The organism is Nitrincola iocasae (assembly GCF_008727795.1).
Lineage (GTDB): Bacteria > Pseudomonadota > Gammaproteobacteria > Pseudomonadales > Balneatricaceae > Nitrincola > Nitrincola iocasae.
In genome coordinates this window covers 3,922,050-3,939,888 of record NZ_CP044222.1, presented here as the reverse complement: position 1 = coordinate 3,939,888, position 17,839 = coordinate 3,922,050, and the positions used below count along the sequence as shown (strand labels likewise).

16 protein-coding genes and 1 pseudogene are annotated in these 17,839 nt (G+C 51.9%); 11 read left to right on the top strand and 6 right to left on the bottom strand.

Annotation, left to right across the window (positions count from 1 at the left end):
• Window positions 1-20 precede the first annotated feature (20 nt).
• The 5 genes from F5I99_RS18170 to F5I99_RS18150 are packed head-to-tail and all read left to right on the top strand — an operon-like array spanning window position 21 to window position 3,400.
• Window positions 21-251, top strand: coding sequence for a thioredoxin family protein (locus F5I99_RS18170; protein ID WP_151058502.1), 231 nt, complete (start codon window positions 21-23; stop codon window positions 249-251).
• 6 nt (window positions 252-257) lie between these two features.
• Entirely contained in the window at window positions 258-869 is a 612-nt protein-coding gene (locus F5I99_RS18165; RefSeq protein ID WP_151058500.1) for a sigma-70 family RNA polymerase sigma factor, read from the top strand.
• Entirely contained in the window at window positions 862-1,644 is a 783-nt protein-coding gene (gene modA / locus F5I99_RS18160) for a molybdate ABC transporter substrate-binding protein (protein WP_151058498.1), read from the top strand. Before F5I99_RS18165 ends, modA begins: the two co-directional genes overlap by 8 nt.
• Complete coding sequence (gene modB / locus F5I99_RS18155; protein WP_151058496.1) at window positions 1,644-2,315, top strand: molybdate ABC transporter permease subunit; 672 nt, start codon at window positions 1,644-1,646, stop codon at window positions 2,313-2,315. Before modA ends, modB begins: the two co-directional genes overlap by 1 nt.
• Entirely contained in the window at window positions 2,312-3,400 is a 1,089-nt protein-coding gene (locus F5I99_RS18150; RefSeq protein ID WP_151058494.1) for an ABC transporter ATP-binding protein, read from the top strand. Before modB ends, F5I99_RS18150 begins: the two co-directional genes overlap by 4 nt.
• Before the next feature lie 78 nt (window positions 3,401-3,478).
• Here the strand turns inward: F5I99_RS18150 and arsB are convergent, their stop codons facing one another.
• The 3 genes from arsB to F5I99_RS18135 form a co-directional block, all read right to left on the bottom strand.
• Window positions 3,479-4,558 carry an ACR3 family arsenite efflux transporter gene (gene arsB, locus F5I99_RS18145; RefSeq protein ID WP_225307471.1) on the bottom strand — a complete coding sequence of 360 codons (1,080 nt, stop codon included), beginning with the start codon at window positions 4,556-4,558 and terminating at the stop codon, window positions 3,479-3,481.
• Between the two features lie 228 nt (window positions 4,559-4,786).
• On the bottom strand, window positions 4,787-5,470 hold the full coding sequence (locus tag F5I99_RS18140; protein WP_151058492.1) for a response regulator: 684 nt from the start codon (window positions 5,468-5,470) through the stop codon (window positions 4,787-4,789).
• Complete coding sequence (locus F5I99_RS18135; RefSeq protein WP_325063000.1) at window positions 5,470-7,101, bottom strand: sensor histidine kinase; 1,632 nt, start codon at window positions 7,099-7,101, stop codon at window positions 5,470-5,472. Before F5I99_RS18135 ends, F5I99_RS18140 begins: the two co-directional genes overlap by 1 nt.
• Before the next feature lie 226 nt (window positions 7,102-7,327).
• Here F5I99_RS18135 and F5I99_RS18130 point away from each other — a divergent pair, with 226 nt between their 5' ends.
• From F5I99_RS18130 to F5I99_RS18110, 5 genes and pseudogenes are all read left to right on the top strand, one after another.
• Window positions 7,328-8,302, top strand: coding sequence for a Bug family tripartite tricarboxylate transporter substrate binding protein (locus F5I99_RS18130; protein WP_151058488.1), 975 nt, complete (start codon window positions 7,328-7,330; stop codon window positions 8,300-8,302).
• Entirely contained in the window at window positions 8,299-8,745 is a 447-nt protein-coding gene (locus F5I99_RS18125; RefSeq protein WP_151058486.1) for a tripartite tricarboxylate transporter TctB family protein, read from the top strand. The genes F5I99_RS18130 and F5I99_RS18125 overlap by 4 nt, the downstream gene beginning before the upstream one ends.
• Before the next feature lie 26 nt (window positions 8,746-8,771).
• Window positions 8,772-10,298 carry a tripartite tricarboxylate transporter permease gene (locus F5I99_RS18120; RefSeq protein ID WP_151059348.1) on the top strand — a complete coding sequence of 509 codons (1,527 nt, stop codon included), beginning with the start codon at window positions 8,772-8,774 and terminating at the stop codon, window positions 10,296-10,298.
• Window positions 10,299-10,437: 139 nt separating this feature from the next.
• On the top strand, window positions 10,438-11,373 hold the full coding sequence (locus F5I99_RS18115; RefSeq protein ID WP_151058484.1) for a cation diffusion facilitator family transporter: 936 nt from the start codon (window positions 10,438-10,440) through the stop codon (window positions 11,371-11,373).
• 43 nt (window positions 11,374-11,416) lie between these two features.
• Window positions 11,417-11,536: pseudogene (locus F5I99_RS18110) on the top strand (arsenical resistance protein ArsH); the annotation flags it as partial.
• On the opposite strand, the gene F5I99_RS18105 reads toward F5I99_RS18110, so the two are convergent.
• From F5I99_RS18105 to F5I99_RS18095, 3 genes are read right to left on the bottom strand one after another with little or no spacing between them, the layout of a single operon-like run.
• Window positions 11,523-12,761 (bottom strand): MFS transporter, encoded by a 1,239-nt coding sequence (locus F5I99_RS18105; protein ID WP_151058482.1) that lies wholly within the window; start codon window positions 12,759-12,761, stop codon window positions 11,523-11,525. The pseudogene F5I99_RS18110 and the gene F5I99_RS18105 sit on opposite strands and share 14 nt — an antisense overlap.
• Before the next feature lie 29 nt (window positions 12,762-12,790).
• A complete protein-coding gene (chrA, locus tag F5I99_RS18100) occupies window positions 12,791-13,981 on the bottom strand; it encodes a chromate efflux transporter (protein WP_151058480.1) in 1,191 nt (396 codons plus the stop codon).
• Window positions 13,962-16,646 carry a glycosyltransferase gene (locus F5I99_RS18095; RefSeq protein WP_151058478.1) on the bottom strand — a complete coding sequence of 895 codons (2,685 nt, stop codon included), beginning with the start codon at window positions 16,644-16,646 and terminating at the stop codon, window positions 13,962-13,964. The genes chrA and F5I99_RS18095 overlap by 20 nt, the downstream gene beginning before the upstream one ends.
• A 186-nt stretch (window positions 16,647-16,832) precedes the next feature.
• On the opposite strand from F5I99_RS18095, the gene phnD reads away from it, so the two are divergent.
• Window positions 16,833-17,801, top strand: a complete 969-nt coding sequence (gene phnD / locus F5I99_RS18090) for a phosphate/phosphite/phosphonate ABC transporter substrate-binding protein (RefSeq protein WP_407670311.1) — start codon at window positions 16,833-16,835, stop codon at window positions 17,799-17,801.
• The last annotated feature ends 38 nt before the right edge of the window (window positions 17,802-17,839 follow it).

Here is a 17,839-nt window from a genome sequence, read left to right as displayed (position 1 = left end):
TTAATGAGGGGAAGATCAAGATGAAATTTACTATCTATGGCAGTGGCTGTGCGAAATGTAAGCAGTTAACCGAAAATACCGAGTTGGCCGCAAATAACAAAGGTATAGTCTATGAGTTAGTCAAAGTAACTGATACCAATGATATTATTGATGCGGGTATTATGCGAACACCGGCTTTGGCCATTGATGATGAAATCGTCATTGAAGGTAAGGTCGCCAGTGCGGATGAGGTGGCCAGCCTGTTGGTCTGATCAGGTATGAATAAGCTTAATTTCGAGTGTGTGTTACGTGCCTGGCAGCTCCATGAAAAAGAGCTGCGGGCATTTTTGTATCATCAGTTACAACATGTCGATGAAACTGATGACTGTCTTCAGGATGTGTTTGTTAAATCCATGCAGCAGGGTAAAGGCTTTTGTGAGCTGGCAAACCCCAAAGCCTGGTTATTTCGAGTGGCTAAAAATAGCTTGATTGATCGCTATCGTCGATCCAGGCCCTGGACCGAGCTGAATCCTGAACACCCGCAACCCGAGACTGACAGGGATGCTATTGATGAACTGGATCTCTGCCTAAGACGCAATATCCGTGAGTTAGAGCCGACTGACCGTGAAATCATAGAAGCCTGTGATCTACAAGGCATGGCGCAACTAGACTATGCACAGCAACAGGGGCTGACACTAACCGCGACCAAGGCGCGCTTGCGTCGGGCACGTCAGCGCTTACGCCGATTGCTGGTCACCAACTGCCAGGTGCGCTTTAATGAAGTCGGCAATGTCTGCTGTCATGTGCCGCGCCCGTTTGATGCTTACCGGCCATCGGTGAATAATAGCATCGACGTTACTCCGAACCCGTGGGTTGATATGAATGATTAAGCATAGATGGTTCCAGCGTGTTGGCTTGGCGGGACTGTTATTTTTGTTCTGCATGGCCACCAGTGTCCAGATACTAGCATCAGTACGCGTGGCTGCTGCTGCCGATCTGCAACAGGCGCTTCGCGAGATAGCCGAACAATTTCATCAACATTACCCGCAGTACTCTATCAGCTTAACCTTCGGCTCATCCGGCGTATTTACCAGCCAGTTGCTGCAAGGTGCGCCCTTTGAATTGTTCTTTTCAGCCGATGCCGCCTATATAGATCGGCTTGCATCAGAAGGGCTAATCATGGGGCAGCCCTATGATTATGCACTCGGTCGAATCGCCTTTTATAGTCGTCAGACGCTAGAGACTGATCAGGCAGACATAGCTTTTCAACACTGGTTAGATACGCGCTCGGATGCCGCCAAACTATCGATTGCCAATCCCCGACACGCGCCCTATGGTGTGGCTGCCATGGGTTGGCTAACGGGATTGGGTAAAGCTGAACAGGTTAGCAGTTTCCGCGTACTGGGCGAAAATGCCTCACAAGCCGTCCAGTTCGTACTTTCGGGTGCCGCCGAAGCGGGTGTGGTGGCCTGGCCGTTGCTCAGTGGACGTGAGGATCTACCGGGCCGAGCTTGGCTTATTCCCGAGTCGGAGCATCCTCCACTGACTCAACGCGCAGCGCTAATCAATAATGCCAGTCAAGCGGCGCAGGCCTTCTTTGACTATATTCAACAGCCAGAAGCAAAACAGATTTTAATGCGCCACGGTTTTGGACTCCCCGACTGATGGATTGGCAGGCTCTGCAGATTTCACTGGAGCTGGCCTTCTGGACCAGCGTATTGTTGTTTCCTGTCGGTATCTTTTTAGGGCGAGCACTGGCTGTGCGCCAACTGCCTTTTCGGCCCTTTATTCAAAGTCTGATTTTTCTGCCGCTGGTATTGCCGCCTACCGTACTGGGGTACTATTTTCTGCTTTCAATCGCGCCGGATGCTCCGCTGGGGGCGGGTTGGCAATGGTTAACAGGACGTCAGTTGGCCTTTACGTTTGAAGGCCTGCTGCTGGTGTCACTGGTCGCCAATTTGCCCTTCGCCATTCAACCGGTGCAGAACAGCTTTGCCGCCATCGACCCGGATGTACGCGATGCGGCACGGGTGTGTGGCTTGAATTTTTGGCAGGCCCTGTGGCGTGTAGAGCTCCCCTTGGCCTGGCCCGGTCTGCTCAGTGCGTTTTTGCTGACCTTCACCCATACCCTGGGAGAATTTGGTGTGGTGTTAATGGTGGGTGGCAATCTCGCAGGCGAAACGCGTACTCTGTCAATCGCCATCTATGATGAAGTCCAGGCACTTAATATGACCGCTGCAGGTCAGATGTCGTTACTCCTGTTAACACTGGCATTTGTCAGTTTGTTGCTGGTGCAGTGGAAGACTCAGCGCCACTCAGACAAGGGGCATTTATGAATCCGGGTCTGGAAATGAGTCTGCGTGCACTGGGCCAGATCCCGCTGGAGATGGATCTGAGCTGTGCGCCGGGTGAAATTGTCGCGCTGATCGGACCCTCCGGCAGTGGTAAAACCACACTGCTGCGTGCCTTGGCGGGTCTCTACACCGATGTTAAGGGGCAAATTCGTTGTCAGGGACGTGTCTGGCTGGATAGTCCGCAACGCATCTGCCTCAAACCGGAGCAGCGACGGGTGGGGATGGTATTTCAGCAGTATGCGCTGTTTCCGCACCTGACTGCACTGCAAAACCTGACCCTGGCCATGTCACACCTGCCGCGACAAGAACGCCAAGCAGCCGCTCTTGGCTGGCTGGAGCGGGTCAAGCTGTCGGGGTTGCATAACCGACTGTCATCGCAGCTATCCGGTGGTCAGCGCCAGCGGGTAGCGTTGGCTCGTGCGCTGGCGTCAAAGCCTGATCTGTTACTGTTGGATGAGCCTTTTTCGGCAGTAGATCAGGTGACCCGGTTTCGATTACGCCGCGAACTGGCGTTGTTGCGTAAACAGATCGATATTCCCATGTTACTGGTCACCCATGATCTGGATGAAGCGCTGCAACTGGCGGACCGCATCTGTGTGTTGCACCACGGGCAGTTGCTGCAGTGTGCTGATCCAACGCGTCTGATGCAGCTCCCCGCCAGCCCGGATGTCGCGCGGCTGTTGGGTATGCAGAATATCTTTTCAGCGAGAGTTGCCGCTGTCGGGCAGGAGGGGCTTAGTCTGGATTGGGCGGGACGTTCAATAAAGGTTAACCAGCCCTCTGAGTATGCAACCGGTGATCAGGTCACCTGGATTGCCCCACCGCAGAGTATTCTGCTTCAACGCCCGGATCGTCCGGTTCCGGGTGACAGTGAAAACCCCATCGCTGGATCTATTACCGAGTTGGTATTAATGGGGCCACATGCCAGCGTCCGCGTCCTGCCCGATCATGCACCTGAGCTGCCCTTAAGCTTTTTTATTCCGGTGCATTATGTCGAACGTCAGCAGTTGCATGAGGGGATGCCCGTCACCCTCAGTCTGAAAGCGCACTCATTGCATGTGTTTTGATACAGGAACCGGTTGATAATCTTCTGCCATCAGGCTGAAGATGCCACCCTCTATATCGATCTACCTCTAAAAACATACTTAGCTGGGCGGATTGTTGACGAACTGACCTCTGGTACGATTGGCGTAACGAACCAGTGCCAACATCAGTGGCACTTCAACCAATACCCCCACCACCGTAGCCAGGGCTGCACCTGATTGTAAGCCAAATAAGGCAATCGCGGCAGCAACGGCCAGTTCAAAAAAATTACTCGCACCGATCATGGCGCCAGGAGCGGCAATATTATGCGGCACTTTCCAGCTTTTTGCCCAATAGTAGGCTAACAGGAAGATGAGTAGAGTTTGAATAATCAGCGGGACGGCAATCAACAGAATATGTAACGGGTTGTTAAGGATCACTTCACCCTGAAAAGCAAACAGCAACACCAGGGTGATGATCAACGCGACGGGCGTTACCGAACCTATGCGTGGCATAAAGACCTGATCAAACCATGTTTGACCACGCTGTCGAATCAGGGTGATGCGGGTTAAATAGCCGGCGCCTAGTGGAATGACAATATACAGAATGACCGACAGGGCGACCGTATCCCAGGGTACTGGAATATTGGATATACCGAGCAGCAGCACCACAATGGGGGCAAAGGCAAACAGCATGATCAGGTCATTCAGAGCGACCTGCACCAGGGTATAAGCGGCATCCCCACGGGTCAGGTAGCTCCATACAAACACCATCGCGGTACAGGGCGCAGCCCCCAGCAGTATGGCTCCGGCCAGGTATTCATAGGCCAGATGTTCCGGAATAAAGGGCTTGAACACCACCAAGAGAAAAAACCAACTGATTGCAAACATACTGAAGGGTTTAATCAGCCAGTTGACGCTCGTGGTGATGACCAGCCCTTTCGGTTGTTTGCGAACGTCCAGCAGTGCAGAAAAATCGATCTGCACCATCATCGGGAAGATCATCGCCCAGATCAGCATCGCCACCGGTATGGAAACCTGGGCATACTCATAGGCTGCCAGGGCTTCGGGTATAGCTGGAGCAAATTGACCCAGCAGAATGCCCACTACAATAGCCAGAGCTACCCAAACCGATAGAAAACGACCAAAAATACCCATGCTTTCGGTGGAGGGGGCTTGTTGTGCTGAATTTTCATGTGACATAGTCAATATCCTGATGGGTTATCCACAAGCGGTTCGTCAGGTTGAAAGCTAGCGCTGTTATTGACGGAAACACTGATAAGAAAACCACTGCTTTTCTAAAATATATGAAAATCCATATATTATTAGTGCTCAGCACAGGATTGTCAAAGCAATGACTCTTAATCTATGACTATTTGTGTTGGGGCAGGGTTTTAGTCAGCCGGACCGTGAGTGGCATAGGTGCCACTGTCAGCGCGGGCGATAGCGCCGTTCTGGTCGTCCGACCGTGCCATAGTGAACTTCGGTACTGAGCTCTTCGGTACTCACCAGGTATTCCAGGTAACGACGGGCCGTTGTTCTTGACGCACCGATACACTGACCAACAGCTTCGGCGCTCCAGTCATCCCCTTGCTGCACTACGGCGCGGATTTTGTCGAGCGACAGTGCATCGATGCCTTTGGGTAGACGCTGGGGTGTTCCGGGTGCCTGGCGTGGTTGTCCTCGTGGCAGCAGGGCATCAACTTCTTTTTGTGCTACTTTTTGCAGTCCATCCAGTGTCAGCAGATGCTGACGGTAATTGTTGATGGCTTCATCCAGGCGTTCAAATACCAGTGGCTTCAATATATAGTCGAATACGCCGCTTCTCAGGGCACTGCGCAAGGTCTCGACTTCGCGGGCAGCGGTAATCAGAATAACGTCGGTGGCACTGTTTCCGGCCCGAAGTTGACGCAACAGATCGAGGCCATTGCCTTCAGGGAAATACACATCCAGCAACATCAGATCCGGTTTCATTACATCGATCAGGTCTTTTGCGTCTTCAAGGCTGTGAGCGATACCACAGAGTTCCACCGCCTCCAGGCGTTCAACGAAACGGCGTTGTATCTCGGCAATCTGTCGGTCGTCTTCCACAATTAATAAACGGATGGGTATCATCAGTGGGTCTCCATAACCGTCATGGACTGTGTCGGTGTTTTGGGGAGGTAGAGGGTGAAGCGTGATCCGCCTTCGGTAAGATTTTCCAGAGTGATGGAGCCACCCCATTGGTCGACAAAGCTACGCACCAGATGCAGGCCAATGCCATGATTATTGCTTGCTTTGCTGGTGAAGCCTTTTTCAAATATACGCTCTTGATCTTCTGGCGCCACTCCAGTGCCCTGGTCTTCTACTTCGAATATCAAATCATGGCCCAGATCACTCATGCTGAGGTGAACTTCACCCCCAAGGGGCAGTTGCATTCGAGTGGCTTCCATGGCGTTGTCGATCAGATTACCTATAACGGTAACCAGTTGATCTCTGGGCAGAGTGTCGGGTAATTCAAGCATCCGGCTGCCAGGGTCAATGATCAATTTCAGACCCATTTCACGGGCCCGGTTGTATTTACCCAGTAGGCAGCCTGACAGCAGTGGGTCGGGAACAGATTCCAGGAGCAGGTGAATGAGCGCCTGATGATCGCTGACTTCACTGCCAATGAGCGCCAGGGCTTCGTCTGTGGCACCCAGTTGAATCAGACCGGCGATGGTATGTAGCTTATTGGAGTACTCGTGGGTTTGGCTGCGCAGGGTGTCGGCGTATTGCTGAATACGAGTCAACTGGCGACTGACCTGATCCAGCTCATCTCTGGGGCGAAAGCTGGAAACGACGCCAATAATCTCATTGCCCTGTTTGACCGGTAGGCGATTGACGATCATCTGACGATTGTTCAGCCAGACTTCCTGGTCAAATTCCGGTTGGCCACTACTCAATACAGCAGGCAAAACACTGGCTGGTAGCACTTTGGTAATGGGTTGGCCAGCCAGGCGGGTGTCGGGGTTCAAGCCCAGTGTTTCAATGGCGGTGCGATTAAAAGTGGTAATAATACCCTCGCGGTTGATGGCAATGATGCCCTCACGAACCGATTGTAAGGTGGCATCGCGCTCTTCGAACAAGCGCGCGATTTGCTCCGGCTCCAGTCCGAAGATGGCACGTTTGAAGCGCCCGGCAATGATAATCGCCGCCACCACGCTGCCGACCAGCATTAACGCCATGACTGAGAACAGCACCAGGTTATATTGGGCAATGGTCGATCGGACCTGGTTGAGTGAATAGCCCACAGAAACGATGCCGATGATGTCTTCACCTGTCAGGTCGAAGATAGGTGCTTTGCCGCGCATGGAGAGGCCTAGGCTGCCTAACGCCTTGTCGATATAGCCGAGTCCTTCGACCAGGGCAATAGTACCTTGATCACCATCATCATCGGCCATGGAGTGACCCAGTCGATCCGGGTTCGGGTGAGCCAGACGTATGCTGTTTTTATCGCCAATGACGATAAACAAGGCTTCGTTGGTCGTAGCGAGTTTGTGGCCAAGTGCATTGAGTGCAGCCTGATCCCGGTTTTGCACACCGGTGATGATCTCGGGCATGGCGGCAATGGTTTTGGCCACCATTAAGGCACGCTGCCCGATCTCATCATCCAGAGAGTCGCTGAGATAATACCAGGCAAAGCCGCCGATCAGTCCGGTTTGAATGGCACTGACCAATCCCAGTACCAGAATCATACGGGTTTTTAATTTGAGTTTTCTTAACACAAGTAGTGGCGCATCAGACATTATTATTTTATGGGTAAGTAAAGTTTGATAGTAGCGTAAAACACCTGTGAACAATATAAACAAAACGCGGTTTTTATCCATTAAAGGCATTACTTACAGAATCTTTCCTCCTGAGTGCCTGCTGCCTAAAGTTGTGCCACCAATAAAAGCATCTGTCCCCGCACCTAGTGGGGAACTCTATAAAAATAACCAAGAGGACAACTCGATGTTCAAAAAAACCCTGTGTCTATTGGCAGCCTCTGCTGTCAGTTTCTCTGCGTTTGCCTGGGAGCCCACCGGTAAAGTCGAATGTATCGCCCCTGCAGATCCAGGTGGTGGCTGGGATTTCACCTGCCGCAGCGTTGGCAATGTGCTGGAAACTCTGGGTTTTGTGCCCGGTAGTGTACAGACAACTAATATGGCTGGTGCCGGTGGTGGTGTTGCATTTGCGCACACCGTGAGCAAACGCAACGATGACACCAACCTTATCGTAGCGGCCTCAACTGCCACCACTACTCGACTGGCGCAACAGCAATTCCCTAATATGAATGCTGGCATGGTCAAGTGGGTCGGCGCACTGGGTGCGGATTATGGCATCATCGCTGTTGCTCAGGACTCCGAGTATGAGAACCTGACCCAGTTGATGGACGCTGTAAAAGACAATCCCCGTAATGTGAAATTCGCGGGTGGCAGTGCCAATGGCGGATGGGATCACCTGAAAGTTCTGATTGCAGCCAAGGCCGCTGGAGCAGATAACCTGCCAAGCATTCCTTACCTTTCCTATAACAATGGTGGTGAGGCTATGACTCAGGTTATCGGTGGGCATGTTGATGCATTCACCGGTGATATCTCTGAAGCGACCGGCTTCATGGAATCGGGTGACTTGCGTGTCATTGCGGTATTGTCTGAGGAGCGTCTGCCGGGTAAATTCGATAATATCCCGACGGCTCGTGAACAAGGCATAGATGCACTGGGCCCTAACTGGCGCGGTTTTTATATGCCGGCTGATGCTGATCCCGAAGCACAAGCCTATTGGGTAGAGGCCATCGACACCCTGTATGCCAGCGAAGAGTGGAAGTCTGTAATGCAGCAGAATGGTTTGATTCCCTTCCACCCGCCTGCAGCTCAGTTCGAAAGCTTTGTCCGCGATCAGGTCGCTGACATTGAACAACTATCTCGTGAAATAGGGCTGTTGCAATGACGTCTTTTGGAGATCGCCTGCTCGGTCTCATGTTGTTCGTCCTGGCCGTAAGTTACGGCTGGGTCGCCCAGCAATGGCCGCCGCCTTTTGGCGGCCATGAGGCGGTGGGGCCAGATACGTTACCAACTATATTGGCGGTGGTGCTGGGACTGTCAAGCTGCTACCTGATGGTTAAACCGGATCCCGATGAACATTGGCCAAAAGGCCGCACGGCGCTTGAACTCGTTATTGCAGTGACTATTCTGGTGCTCTATGCCCTCCTGCTAGAGCCTCTGGGATTCATTCCGGCGACAACCCTGGCTGTTTGCACCCTGTGCTGGCGCATGGGTGCGCGCTGGAAAGGCGCTTTGATGGTCGGGCTGGTCAGTGCCGTGGTGGTTTTCTTCCTGTTCAATAATCTGCTTGAGTTGAGCTTGCCTGCGGGCTTGCTGGCGTTCGAGTAGGTGGCCATCTTGTCGGGAGTTGAATGATGGACACTCTGCAGTTTTTGATGCAAGGTTTTGCTGTGGCAATGACACCGCAAAACCTGATGTTTGCGATGATTGGCGCCTTTATTGGCACATTAATTGGTGCCTTGCCGGGTCTCGGTCCGGCTAATGGCGTCGCCATTCTGATTCCATTGGCTTTTACGCTGGGCTTGTCCCCCGAAACCGCCATGATTCTGTTGACCTCAGTATATGCCGGTGCGATGTATGGTGGTCGTATATCTTCCATTCTGCTGAACATACCCGGTGATGAGCCGGCGATGATGACCTGTCTGGATGGCTATCCAATGGCTCAGAAAGGCCGAGCGGCGGAAGCTCTGGCCATATCCGCCATTGCCTCCTTTATGGGTGGTCTGATCGGTACTATTGGTTTGATACTTTTGGCGCCGATTCTTGCCAAATTTGCGCTGACCTTTGGTCCAGCAGAATACTTTGCTCTGTTTATGCTGGCGTTCGCAACCCTCGGTGGAATCACCGGCAAAAACCCAATGAAAACCGTGGTAGCGGCTGCACTGGGTATCATGATATCCACCGTGGGTATTGACCACTCGACCGGAACACAGCGCTACACTTTTGGTGTGTTGAAGCTCTTTGAAGGCATAGACTTTATTCTGGCTATAGTCGGCCTGTTTGCTATTTCAGAGTTGCTGCTGTTTATCGAAGAACGAGCTGGAGCCGGGCGTAAACTGATCAAGGTTGGCAAGCTTCTGCTAAAACCCATGGATATTATCAGAATACTGCCGACCACTTTCCGTGGGGGTATCCTCGGCTTTATTGCTGGAGTACTGCCAGGTGCCGGTGCTTCTCTGGGCAGCTTCATCAGCTATACTCTGGAGAAACAATATCTGGGTAAAAAGTCCACCTTTGGTGAAGGTGACCCGCGAGGTGTAGCAGCACCAGAGGCGGGTAACAATGGTGCCTCCAGCGGTGCTCTTGTACCCATGTTGACTTTGGGTGTGCCTGGCAGCGGTACCACAGCGGTATTGCTGGCGATGCTGATCTCGTTGAATATCACTCCAGGACCCTTGATGTTCACTCAGAACGCCGAGATTGTCTGGGGGGTCATTGCCGCCTTGTTGATCGGAAACTTTCTGTTACTGATCATGAACATTCCGATGGTAGGCTTTTTTGTCAAGCTGCTGTCGGTTCCACCCATGTATCTGCTACCCATGGTCACCATGATTGCTTTCGTGGGCATCTATTCCATCAGTCACAGCACCTTTGACCTCTATTTCATGGTCGCCTTCGGTGTTGCCGGGTTCCTGTTGCGCAAGCTGGCAATCCCTCTGGTACCTATTATTCTGGGTATGCTGCTGGGACCTGAGATGGAAAAAAATCTGGGCCATGCTCTTGTCATCTCTGATGGCAGTTGGGGTATTCTCTGGGGTACGCCTCTGGCAATAGGCCTATGGTTATTTGCGGCTCTGGGTTTAATCCTGCCGTATATCATTGGACCGATTCTGCGTCGACGTATGCGTTCAGCCATTACTGAAGGCCCTGTCAGCGACTGATCCACCTATCATGGCATCTGCGACTATTGCTCGCAGCCCACCAGACCGGTTAACCGGTCTGGTGGTGTCAGCCAACTGTCTTGTTGATGTGTGAGAAATGTGGTATTGATTGCCACATTAGCTCAAAGAGGAGCATCACTTGTCGCATAATCATGATGACGTTGCATCTTATCAACCACACACCCATCTACCCGCCAATTTTGGAAGAGCTTTCACTATTGGTGTGTTGTTAAACCTGGGATTTGTGCTGGTAGAAGCCTATTACGGTTGGAAAACAGGGTCTCTGGCACTCTTGGCAGATGCGGGCCACAACCTGAGTGACGTAGCGGGTTTGTTATTGGCATGGGCTGCTTTCGGTGCCGCAAGCCTAAAAGCAAACTCAAAACACAGCTACGGATGGCGTAAAGGATCCATCATGGCCAGCTTTGTTAATGCTGTCATTCTGTTGGTGGCGATGGGCGCACTTTCATGGGAGGCGCTAGAACGGATCACAACGCCAACTGGCGTCGATGGAATGACCGTTATTATCGTGGCGGCTATTGGCATGGTCATCAATACACTAACGGCCTGGTTATTTGTGCGTGGCAGTAAGAATGATCTCAACATCAGAGGTGCATTTTTGCACATGGCCGCTGATGCATTGGTATCAGCTGGTGTTGTTGTTGCAGGGATACTTTACTTATGGAAAGGCTGGAGTTGGCTAGACCCTGTTGTCAGCTTATTAATTGCCTTGGTCATTGTGGTTGGAACTTGGTCTCTGTTCCGTCGATCACTTCATTTGTTATTTGATGGCGTTCCAGACAATATTGATTTGACCGTAGTCGAGTCGACGTTAAATGCAATTCCAGGGGTTCATTCCATTCATGATCTGCACATCTGGGCGATTTCAACAAGTGAAAATGCGTTAACTGCTCACCTTGTTATCGCATCAGATCAACATCATGATCATATATTGAACCAAGCTGGTGAACTTCTGAAACATCAATTTGAGTTACATCATTTCACCCTGCAACTGGAATCTCTTGATTACGCACAATGCTGCGAGTCTGAGCACTGTGTATCAGTTAGCGGCTAGTCGAACAACGTCGGGTGGCACCAACACGCTGGACTTTCGTTATCAATCACCTGTTGCTCAAGCCTTCTTGGAATTTGATGAAAACGGCCGGATGAGACCGTCACCCTATTACGACCGGATTGAGGATGTCATGGAAGAGTTGGTCAAATTCACCCTGCTGGTGTGAGATCGCACAGATTACTTTGTAAACGCACAGCGCAGTAGCTGGCAATGATCCCACCCAGACCAAGCATGGCAAAGGCCATGCCCCAGGCGATAGCGGGTTCCGACTGTTGAAACAGATCCAGTACGCCTCCAAATGCCAAGGGTGCCAGTGCTCCGGCAATAAAGCCAAGCAAGGATCGCCATGCCAGAACACGCCCCAGGTAGCCTGGACGCACGGCTTCAGACAGGGCTGAGGTGAGAATAGGTGAGTCCCCCAGGCAGGTAAAGGCATACGCCAGTACCAGCAGCATCAGCAGTATCAGGGGCAAATGAATCAGCCAGCCGATGCTGAAGGAGAGCAGTGTGCTGCTGGCAGCCAACAGAAACAGTAGCTTGTGTCGGCCCAGCCGATCCGATAATCGCCCCATGCTCAGCGCCGCAACAGCGCCGAACAGGTGCATGATACCCGACAGATAAGCACCACTCATACTGGCCTGTGCGCTATCCAGACCTTTGAGTGCGAACCCGGCAGCGAGAAAGCCGGGTATCCAGGCCCACATGCCTAACAACTCCCAGTTATGGGCAATATAGCCGGTATTCAACAGGCGAGAACGTCGGTTGCGTAACAGCTCGTCAGTGATACCCAAGTTGGCCTGTGACGGGTGAATACGGTTGGTGAGTGGAGCGAGTGTCCAGATTAACAGCAGGGCACCAAAGATCGGCAGCATTCCGGTCAGTATGAATGCAGTCTGCCAGCTTCCCAAAGCAATACCCAAGCCACACAATGCCAGAGAGCTGGCATAGCCAACCGACGTGGACGCAATCAACATACCCATGGCATGACCGCGTTTATCCGGATCAATTTCATCGGAAATCAGTACGATCAGTGGGGTATAGATACCGCCCTGACACAGACCGATCAAACCGTAGAGCCAAAAAGCGCTGTTCCAGTCGCGGGCCAGAAACGCAAACAATAGGCTACTGATACCCGCCGCCAGAGCAGAGGTGGCCACAACCCGTTTGGCACCCAGGTAGTCAGATGCCCAGGAAAACAGAAACAACGACAGGGCATAGCCCAGGGTAAAGGCGGTGACTAGTGCTCCGGCCGCTGTCGCACTAAGGGACCAGTCTTGGATCAACAGGGGTAAGGTTGCTGCAACCGTCATGAAACTTGCAAAGAGTAAAACGCGTGCAATGCAGACTAACCGGATACGGGACTCTGTCAAGGTCGAAGCGATTGGCATAGTGATCTCTTGTGGTCTTTTTGGATGGATCACAGCAGACTATAGCCTGCCAATGCGCCTAAGGGTACCAGCAGCCAGACGGGTATACGCCCTGTGGCGAGCAGACCGAGTAATACCAGTGCCAGCAGGATATCTTGCCATTGGTGAATAGCGGCAGTGATCACCGGATCATAGAGTGCCGCCGCCAGCAGTCCGACTACCGCTGCATTAATTCCACCCAGAACCCGCCTTAGCCAGTGGTGCCGCCGAAGTTTTTGCCATACCGGAAGCAGGGCGATTAACAATAAACATCCAGGTAGAAAAATTGCCACTAAAGCCAGTATTGCCATGAGTGCTCCACCACTGAGAGCACCAATAAAAGCGGCAAAACTGAACAGGGGGCCGGGCATTGCCTGAGCGAGACCATAACCCGTAAGAAAATCATCGGCGCTGATCAGACCTGTATTGACGGTTTCAGCGTGGAGCAAGGGTAATACAACATGGCCGCCGCCGAAAACCAGAGCTCCTGCGCGGTACATGGCGTCACCGATCAGCAGTGAGCTGCTCTGAGTGTTAACCGTCAGCAGCGGCAACAGCAGTAGTCCACCGCTGAATAGCACGGCAGCGGTGATTGCTACACGGGTCGAAATCGGCACCTGTAAACCGGACTGGTCGTGGGCAAGTGGGGGTGTTTTAACCAGCCAGGGCGCCAGGAGCGCACCCAGCAGCAACGCTCCCAACTGGCCGAAAATACCGGGAAGGATTAACGCCACTGCTGCAGCGAGTAGCGCAATGCCGCGGCGCCGATAATCCGGAGTCAGGCTACGGGCCATATTCCAGAGTGCCCAGCAGACGACAGCCACGGCCGTAAGCTTCAGACCTTGAATTAAGCCTAGATAGGCAGACAGATCAAGATTAACCAGGGTAACACCCAGTAACAGCATCAGCACGGCTGAGGGCAGGGTGAAACCCACCCAGGCAGCCAGGGCTCCGGCGATTCCTGCGCGCTGCAGGCCTATACCAAAACCCACCTGGCTACTGGCCGGGCCAGGGATAAACTGACACAACGCAACCAGCTCGGCATAAGCTTCAGCACTGATCCAGCGTTTTTGCTGCACAAATACAGTTTGAAAAAATCCCAGATGCGCTACCGGTCCACCAAATGATGTTAAGCCCAGTTGCAGAAAATTGATGAATACTTCAAAGACATTATTACTTGGCTCAGGTAGCTTGGGTTTCATATAAATCAGGCTCTTCGCTGCTATCTGATTGGTTATGCAGGCCGATGTTATGCATTAACTGATCCAGGATCGGCCTTGGGTGGTAATCAGCATAGCGGGCGATGGCCGCATTTTGCATTATTTTTTGCTGTATTGTTGGTAGCTGGAGATAGTGCATTGCTTGATCAGCCATCTGTTCGGCTGTGTTACACAGAAAACCTTCCTGATTATGACGCACAATATCAGCGGGTCCCTTGCTGGCATAAGCCACCACTGGCAGGCCGGTAGCCAGGGCTTCCAGCACCACACAGCCAAAGGTATCAAAACGCGAGGGCAACAGCAGCAGGTCAGCCTGGAGATAGAGTTCGGCCATCTGTTCGGCGGCAATCCAGCCGGTATACTCGGCCTCCGGCATTTTTTTACGTAACTTCTTCAGTGCGGGCCCATCACCGGCAATGATCAGTCGCACATCGGGAAGATGGGCCTGGATTCGGGTCAACACTGAGGGTAGATCCAACACCCCTTTTTCACGGCTGATTCGACCGGCATACAGCAGAGTGGGACGTGAATCAGGCAGGCGTCGCCGGTGGCTGATCTGGTGAAAGGATGCATCGACCCAATGTGCTGTTAATTGTAGCCTGGATGCATCCATCCCCATAGCTGGCGACTCCAGCCAGGTTTTATGCTCGTTATTGAGCACCAGTAAACCATCAAATTGGGTATAAAAAGCGCGCAGTAGACGCCGCAATCTGTCGCTTTGCTGCAGATTGAGACCAGCACTGCGGCTGAAAAACTCATTCCAGTCAGTGTGCATGTAAAACCACACAGGTACAGAAAAAGCGTGCTTCAGATAGAGGGCTACCGGTCCCATGATCAGTTCCGTGGAGCAGATGATACGGTCATAGCCACCTTGTTCAAATACGCGCTGTAACTCCAGCATGTCAGGTAGGTAAAAGGTTTGTTCAAAAGGAGCGGGTAGGCTGCATCGACTGACCGGGCGCAGTACCTGTAGGTGATCCTCTGCCGATAGATCGGGGTGGCAGGTGAGCAGATCTATTGGAAGATTACGCGTTTGCACTTCAGTTAATACGTTTTTGAGAAAGGATGACACGCCATTGCTGTCACAGAAGCTATCGGTCAACCAGAGAATGCGTTCAGAGTGATGCCCCGCATTCAGACTGTCGGCAAGCTGATTCATTAGCTTGCGGTTGGCAAACAGCACCTGACTACCGGTAAAAGAGGCTCCGCCGATCACCAGCGCAGCCAGGGCCGGGAAGGTGAGCTCATCCATCATCTTGAACACCTGTACCTGGCTCATGTGTGACTGTGCGGACATCTTGCTGGCCGCAAGGTGCCTGAAGCTGGTCGGAACTTCAAACTGGCTGATCAGGGTGTTCAGGTTGGCCCGGCTGAAGCGTTGTCCCTTGAAACCATCCAGTTCACGTTCCAGACGACGAAAGAAGATGCCGGTCACTTCGCGGTAGAGTTCTGGAATGCTGTCCCGAAGAGTAAGGGAAAACTGATCGGGTTGCTTACGCCGCGCTTTCGCCAGTTGCTTGATGATCTTTAGTGTGGGTTTGAATTCTTTAGGTACGCCAAGGTTGCTGAGCAGTGCGGGAGCCTTTCCCCCCAGTGCCTGATGAAAGGTCTTTAAAAACGTCAGGGTATATTTATGCCGTTGCAGTTCCTGCATGGCATTACTGATCCCTAAGCACAGCAGTTTGTCCTTCAGACTACCCTTATGCAGCATCAGCCGGAGTAGCCCTGGGTCTTTCATATGGATGGCCACCTGGGAAAAATAATCCAGGAAGGTTGTAGTCAGTCGCTCTTCTTCACCGGGTTCACCATAAGGGGCAATGTAGCCGGCGCGCAGCGCTTCCAGAGCCAAGCTCGATAATGGCTCTGTTTTACGGCGCTCATCCAGGTTATCCACATACAGAAAGCTGCCGCATTCACCGGCAAAAATACCATTGTGATCGTCAGAGCCACCGGTCACACATTTGTGGTAGGGGTGTGCACAAAAATCATGGGGATTGATTTTATGTTTCAGCGCTAATTGATGTATTTTTTCTTCTGTCAGGCTCTCGACCCATAACTGGGTCATGCGATTTTGCCAGAAACCACGCTGACCATTGAGAACTTCATAGCGCTCAAACAGCAGTGCCAGCTTTTCCAGCGCTTCAATACCGCGGCTGTTTTTAGCACTGTAGAAGAACAACGGATGAGGCAGTACGGTAGGTAGGTCCTGCTCCAACGTATAGGCGGCAAAGTGATAGATATTCTGTCGCAGCCGGTTAAGACGACTTTCCTGTTGCGGAGTAAAGCCATAAACCAGTACATGAATACTCAGGCTCTCATCCGGGAAGTGGCAGGTGAATTCAGCTGCCGACAATACATCCATGCCCTGTTCCATCAATTGCCAACAAGAACGGGCATTGTTGTGGTTGGTAATGGTGACCAGGTCGGTGCCTGCTTGCTGTAAGCGCTGCACCAGTTTATCAGTGGGCAACCAGGTTTCCGGCAGTTTCAGCAATCGTCCCCAGAGTTCATCCGGCACATCACTGTTGTGGTCATGGCAATGCAGGTCAACGCGTAGACGGTTGGGTGCCGGAAAGCGCTGGGCCTGTTGGACCAGGAACGCTTGAAATTCAGAGCGGGTACGGGCATGAAAATCACTTCCGGTCATCGGAGTTCTCCCTGTTAAGGCCGGTGAACTCCTATCTTATGAAAACTAGATGACAGAGTTTTGACAAGGTTGGCATTTGTGTTCATCTAACTGACATATATTCATCATCTATATGACACGGCTTGGTCATATTTCACCACTAAAGTAATGGCAACTTAGAATATATAGATGAGGTTCATGATGCGCATGCTTACGAAAATGACACAACCTTTACGTACACCGCTAGCTGTAGGGATTCTGGCCTTCGGTGCCTCGTTTTCTGCGGTTGCCAGTGATATGTCTTCACGCTTTACCGATGCTGATGGTGATCTGGTTGCGGATGCCCCTATGGATGCCAAAGATTGGGTTGATCCGGATACACTGGTATTTGCTTATACACCAGTTGAAGATCCTGCTGTGTATGAACAGGTTTGGGATGGCTTTCTGAAGCACATGGAAAGCGTGACCGGTAAGCGTGTTCAGTTCTTCCCCGTCCAGTCCAATGCGGCTCAGCTTGAAGCTATGCGTGCGGGTCGTCTGCATGTGGCCGGGTTCAACACGGGCTCCAATCCGCTGGCGGTTAACTGTGCTGGTTTTGTGCCTTTCACTATGATGGCGCGTGACGATGGCTCATTCGGTTATGAAATGGAAATTATCACCCGTCCGGATTCAGGGATTGAGTCAGTGGAAGATATTAAGGGTCGTAGCCTGGCATTCACCTCACCAACATCCAATTCCGGTTTTAAAGCGCCGTCCGCTTTGCTGGATGCTGAGTTTGGTATGGTCGCTGATCGTGATTTTGAACCGTCTTTCTCCGGCGGACATGACAACTCCATTCTGGGTGTGATCAATAACGATTACGATGCAGCGGCGGTTGCCAATTCCGTTTTGAATCGGATGGTTGCACGTGATGTGGTTAAACCGGATAGCTATACCACGGTATACAAGTCACAGACTTTCCCGACAACTGGCTATGGTTATGTATATAACCTGAAACCTGAGTTGGCTGAAAAAGTTCAGGAAGCCTTTTTCAGTTATGACTGGGAAGGCAGTGCACTGCAGGAAGAGTTTAAAAACTCCGGCGAAGCGCAGTTTATCCCGATCACTTATCAGCAGCATTGGGCTGTGATTCGTACCATCGATCAGGCTATGGATGTGACATATAACTGCAATTAAGTCGCGTTAAAGCATTTAGAGTTTAGAGTTCAGGGCTC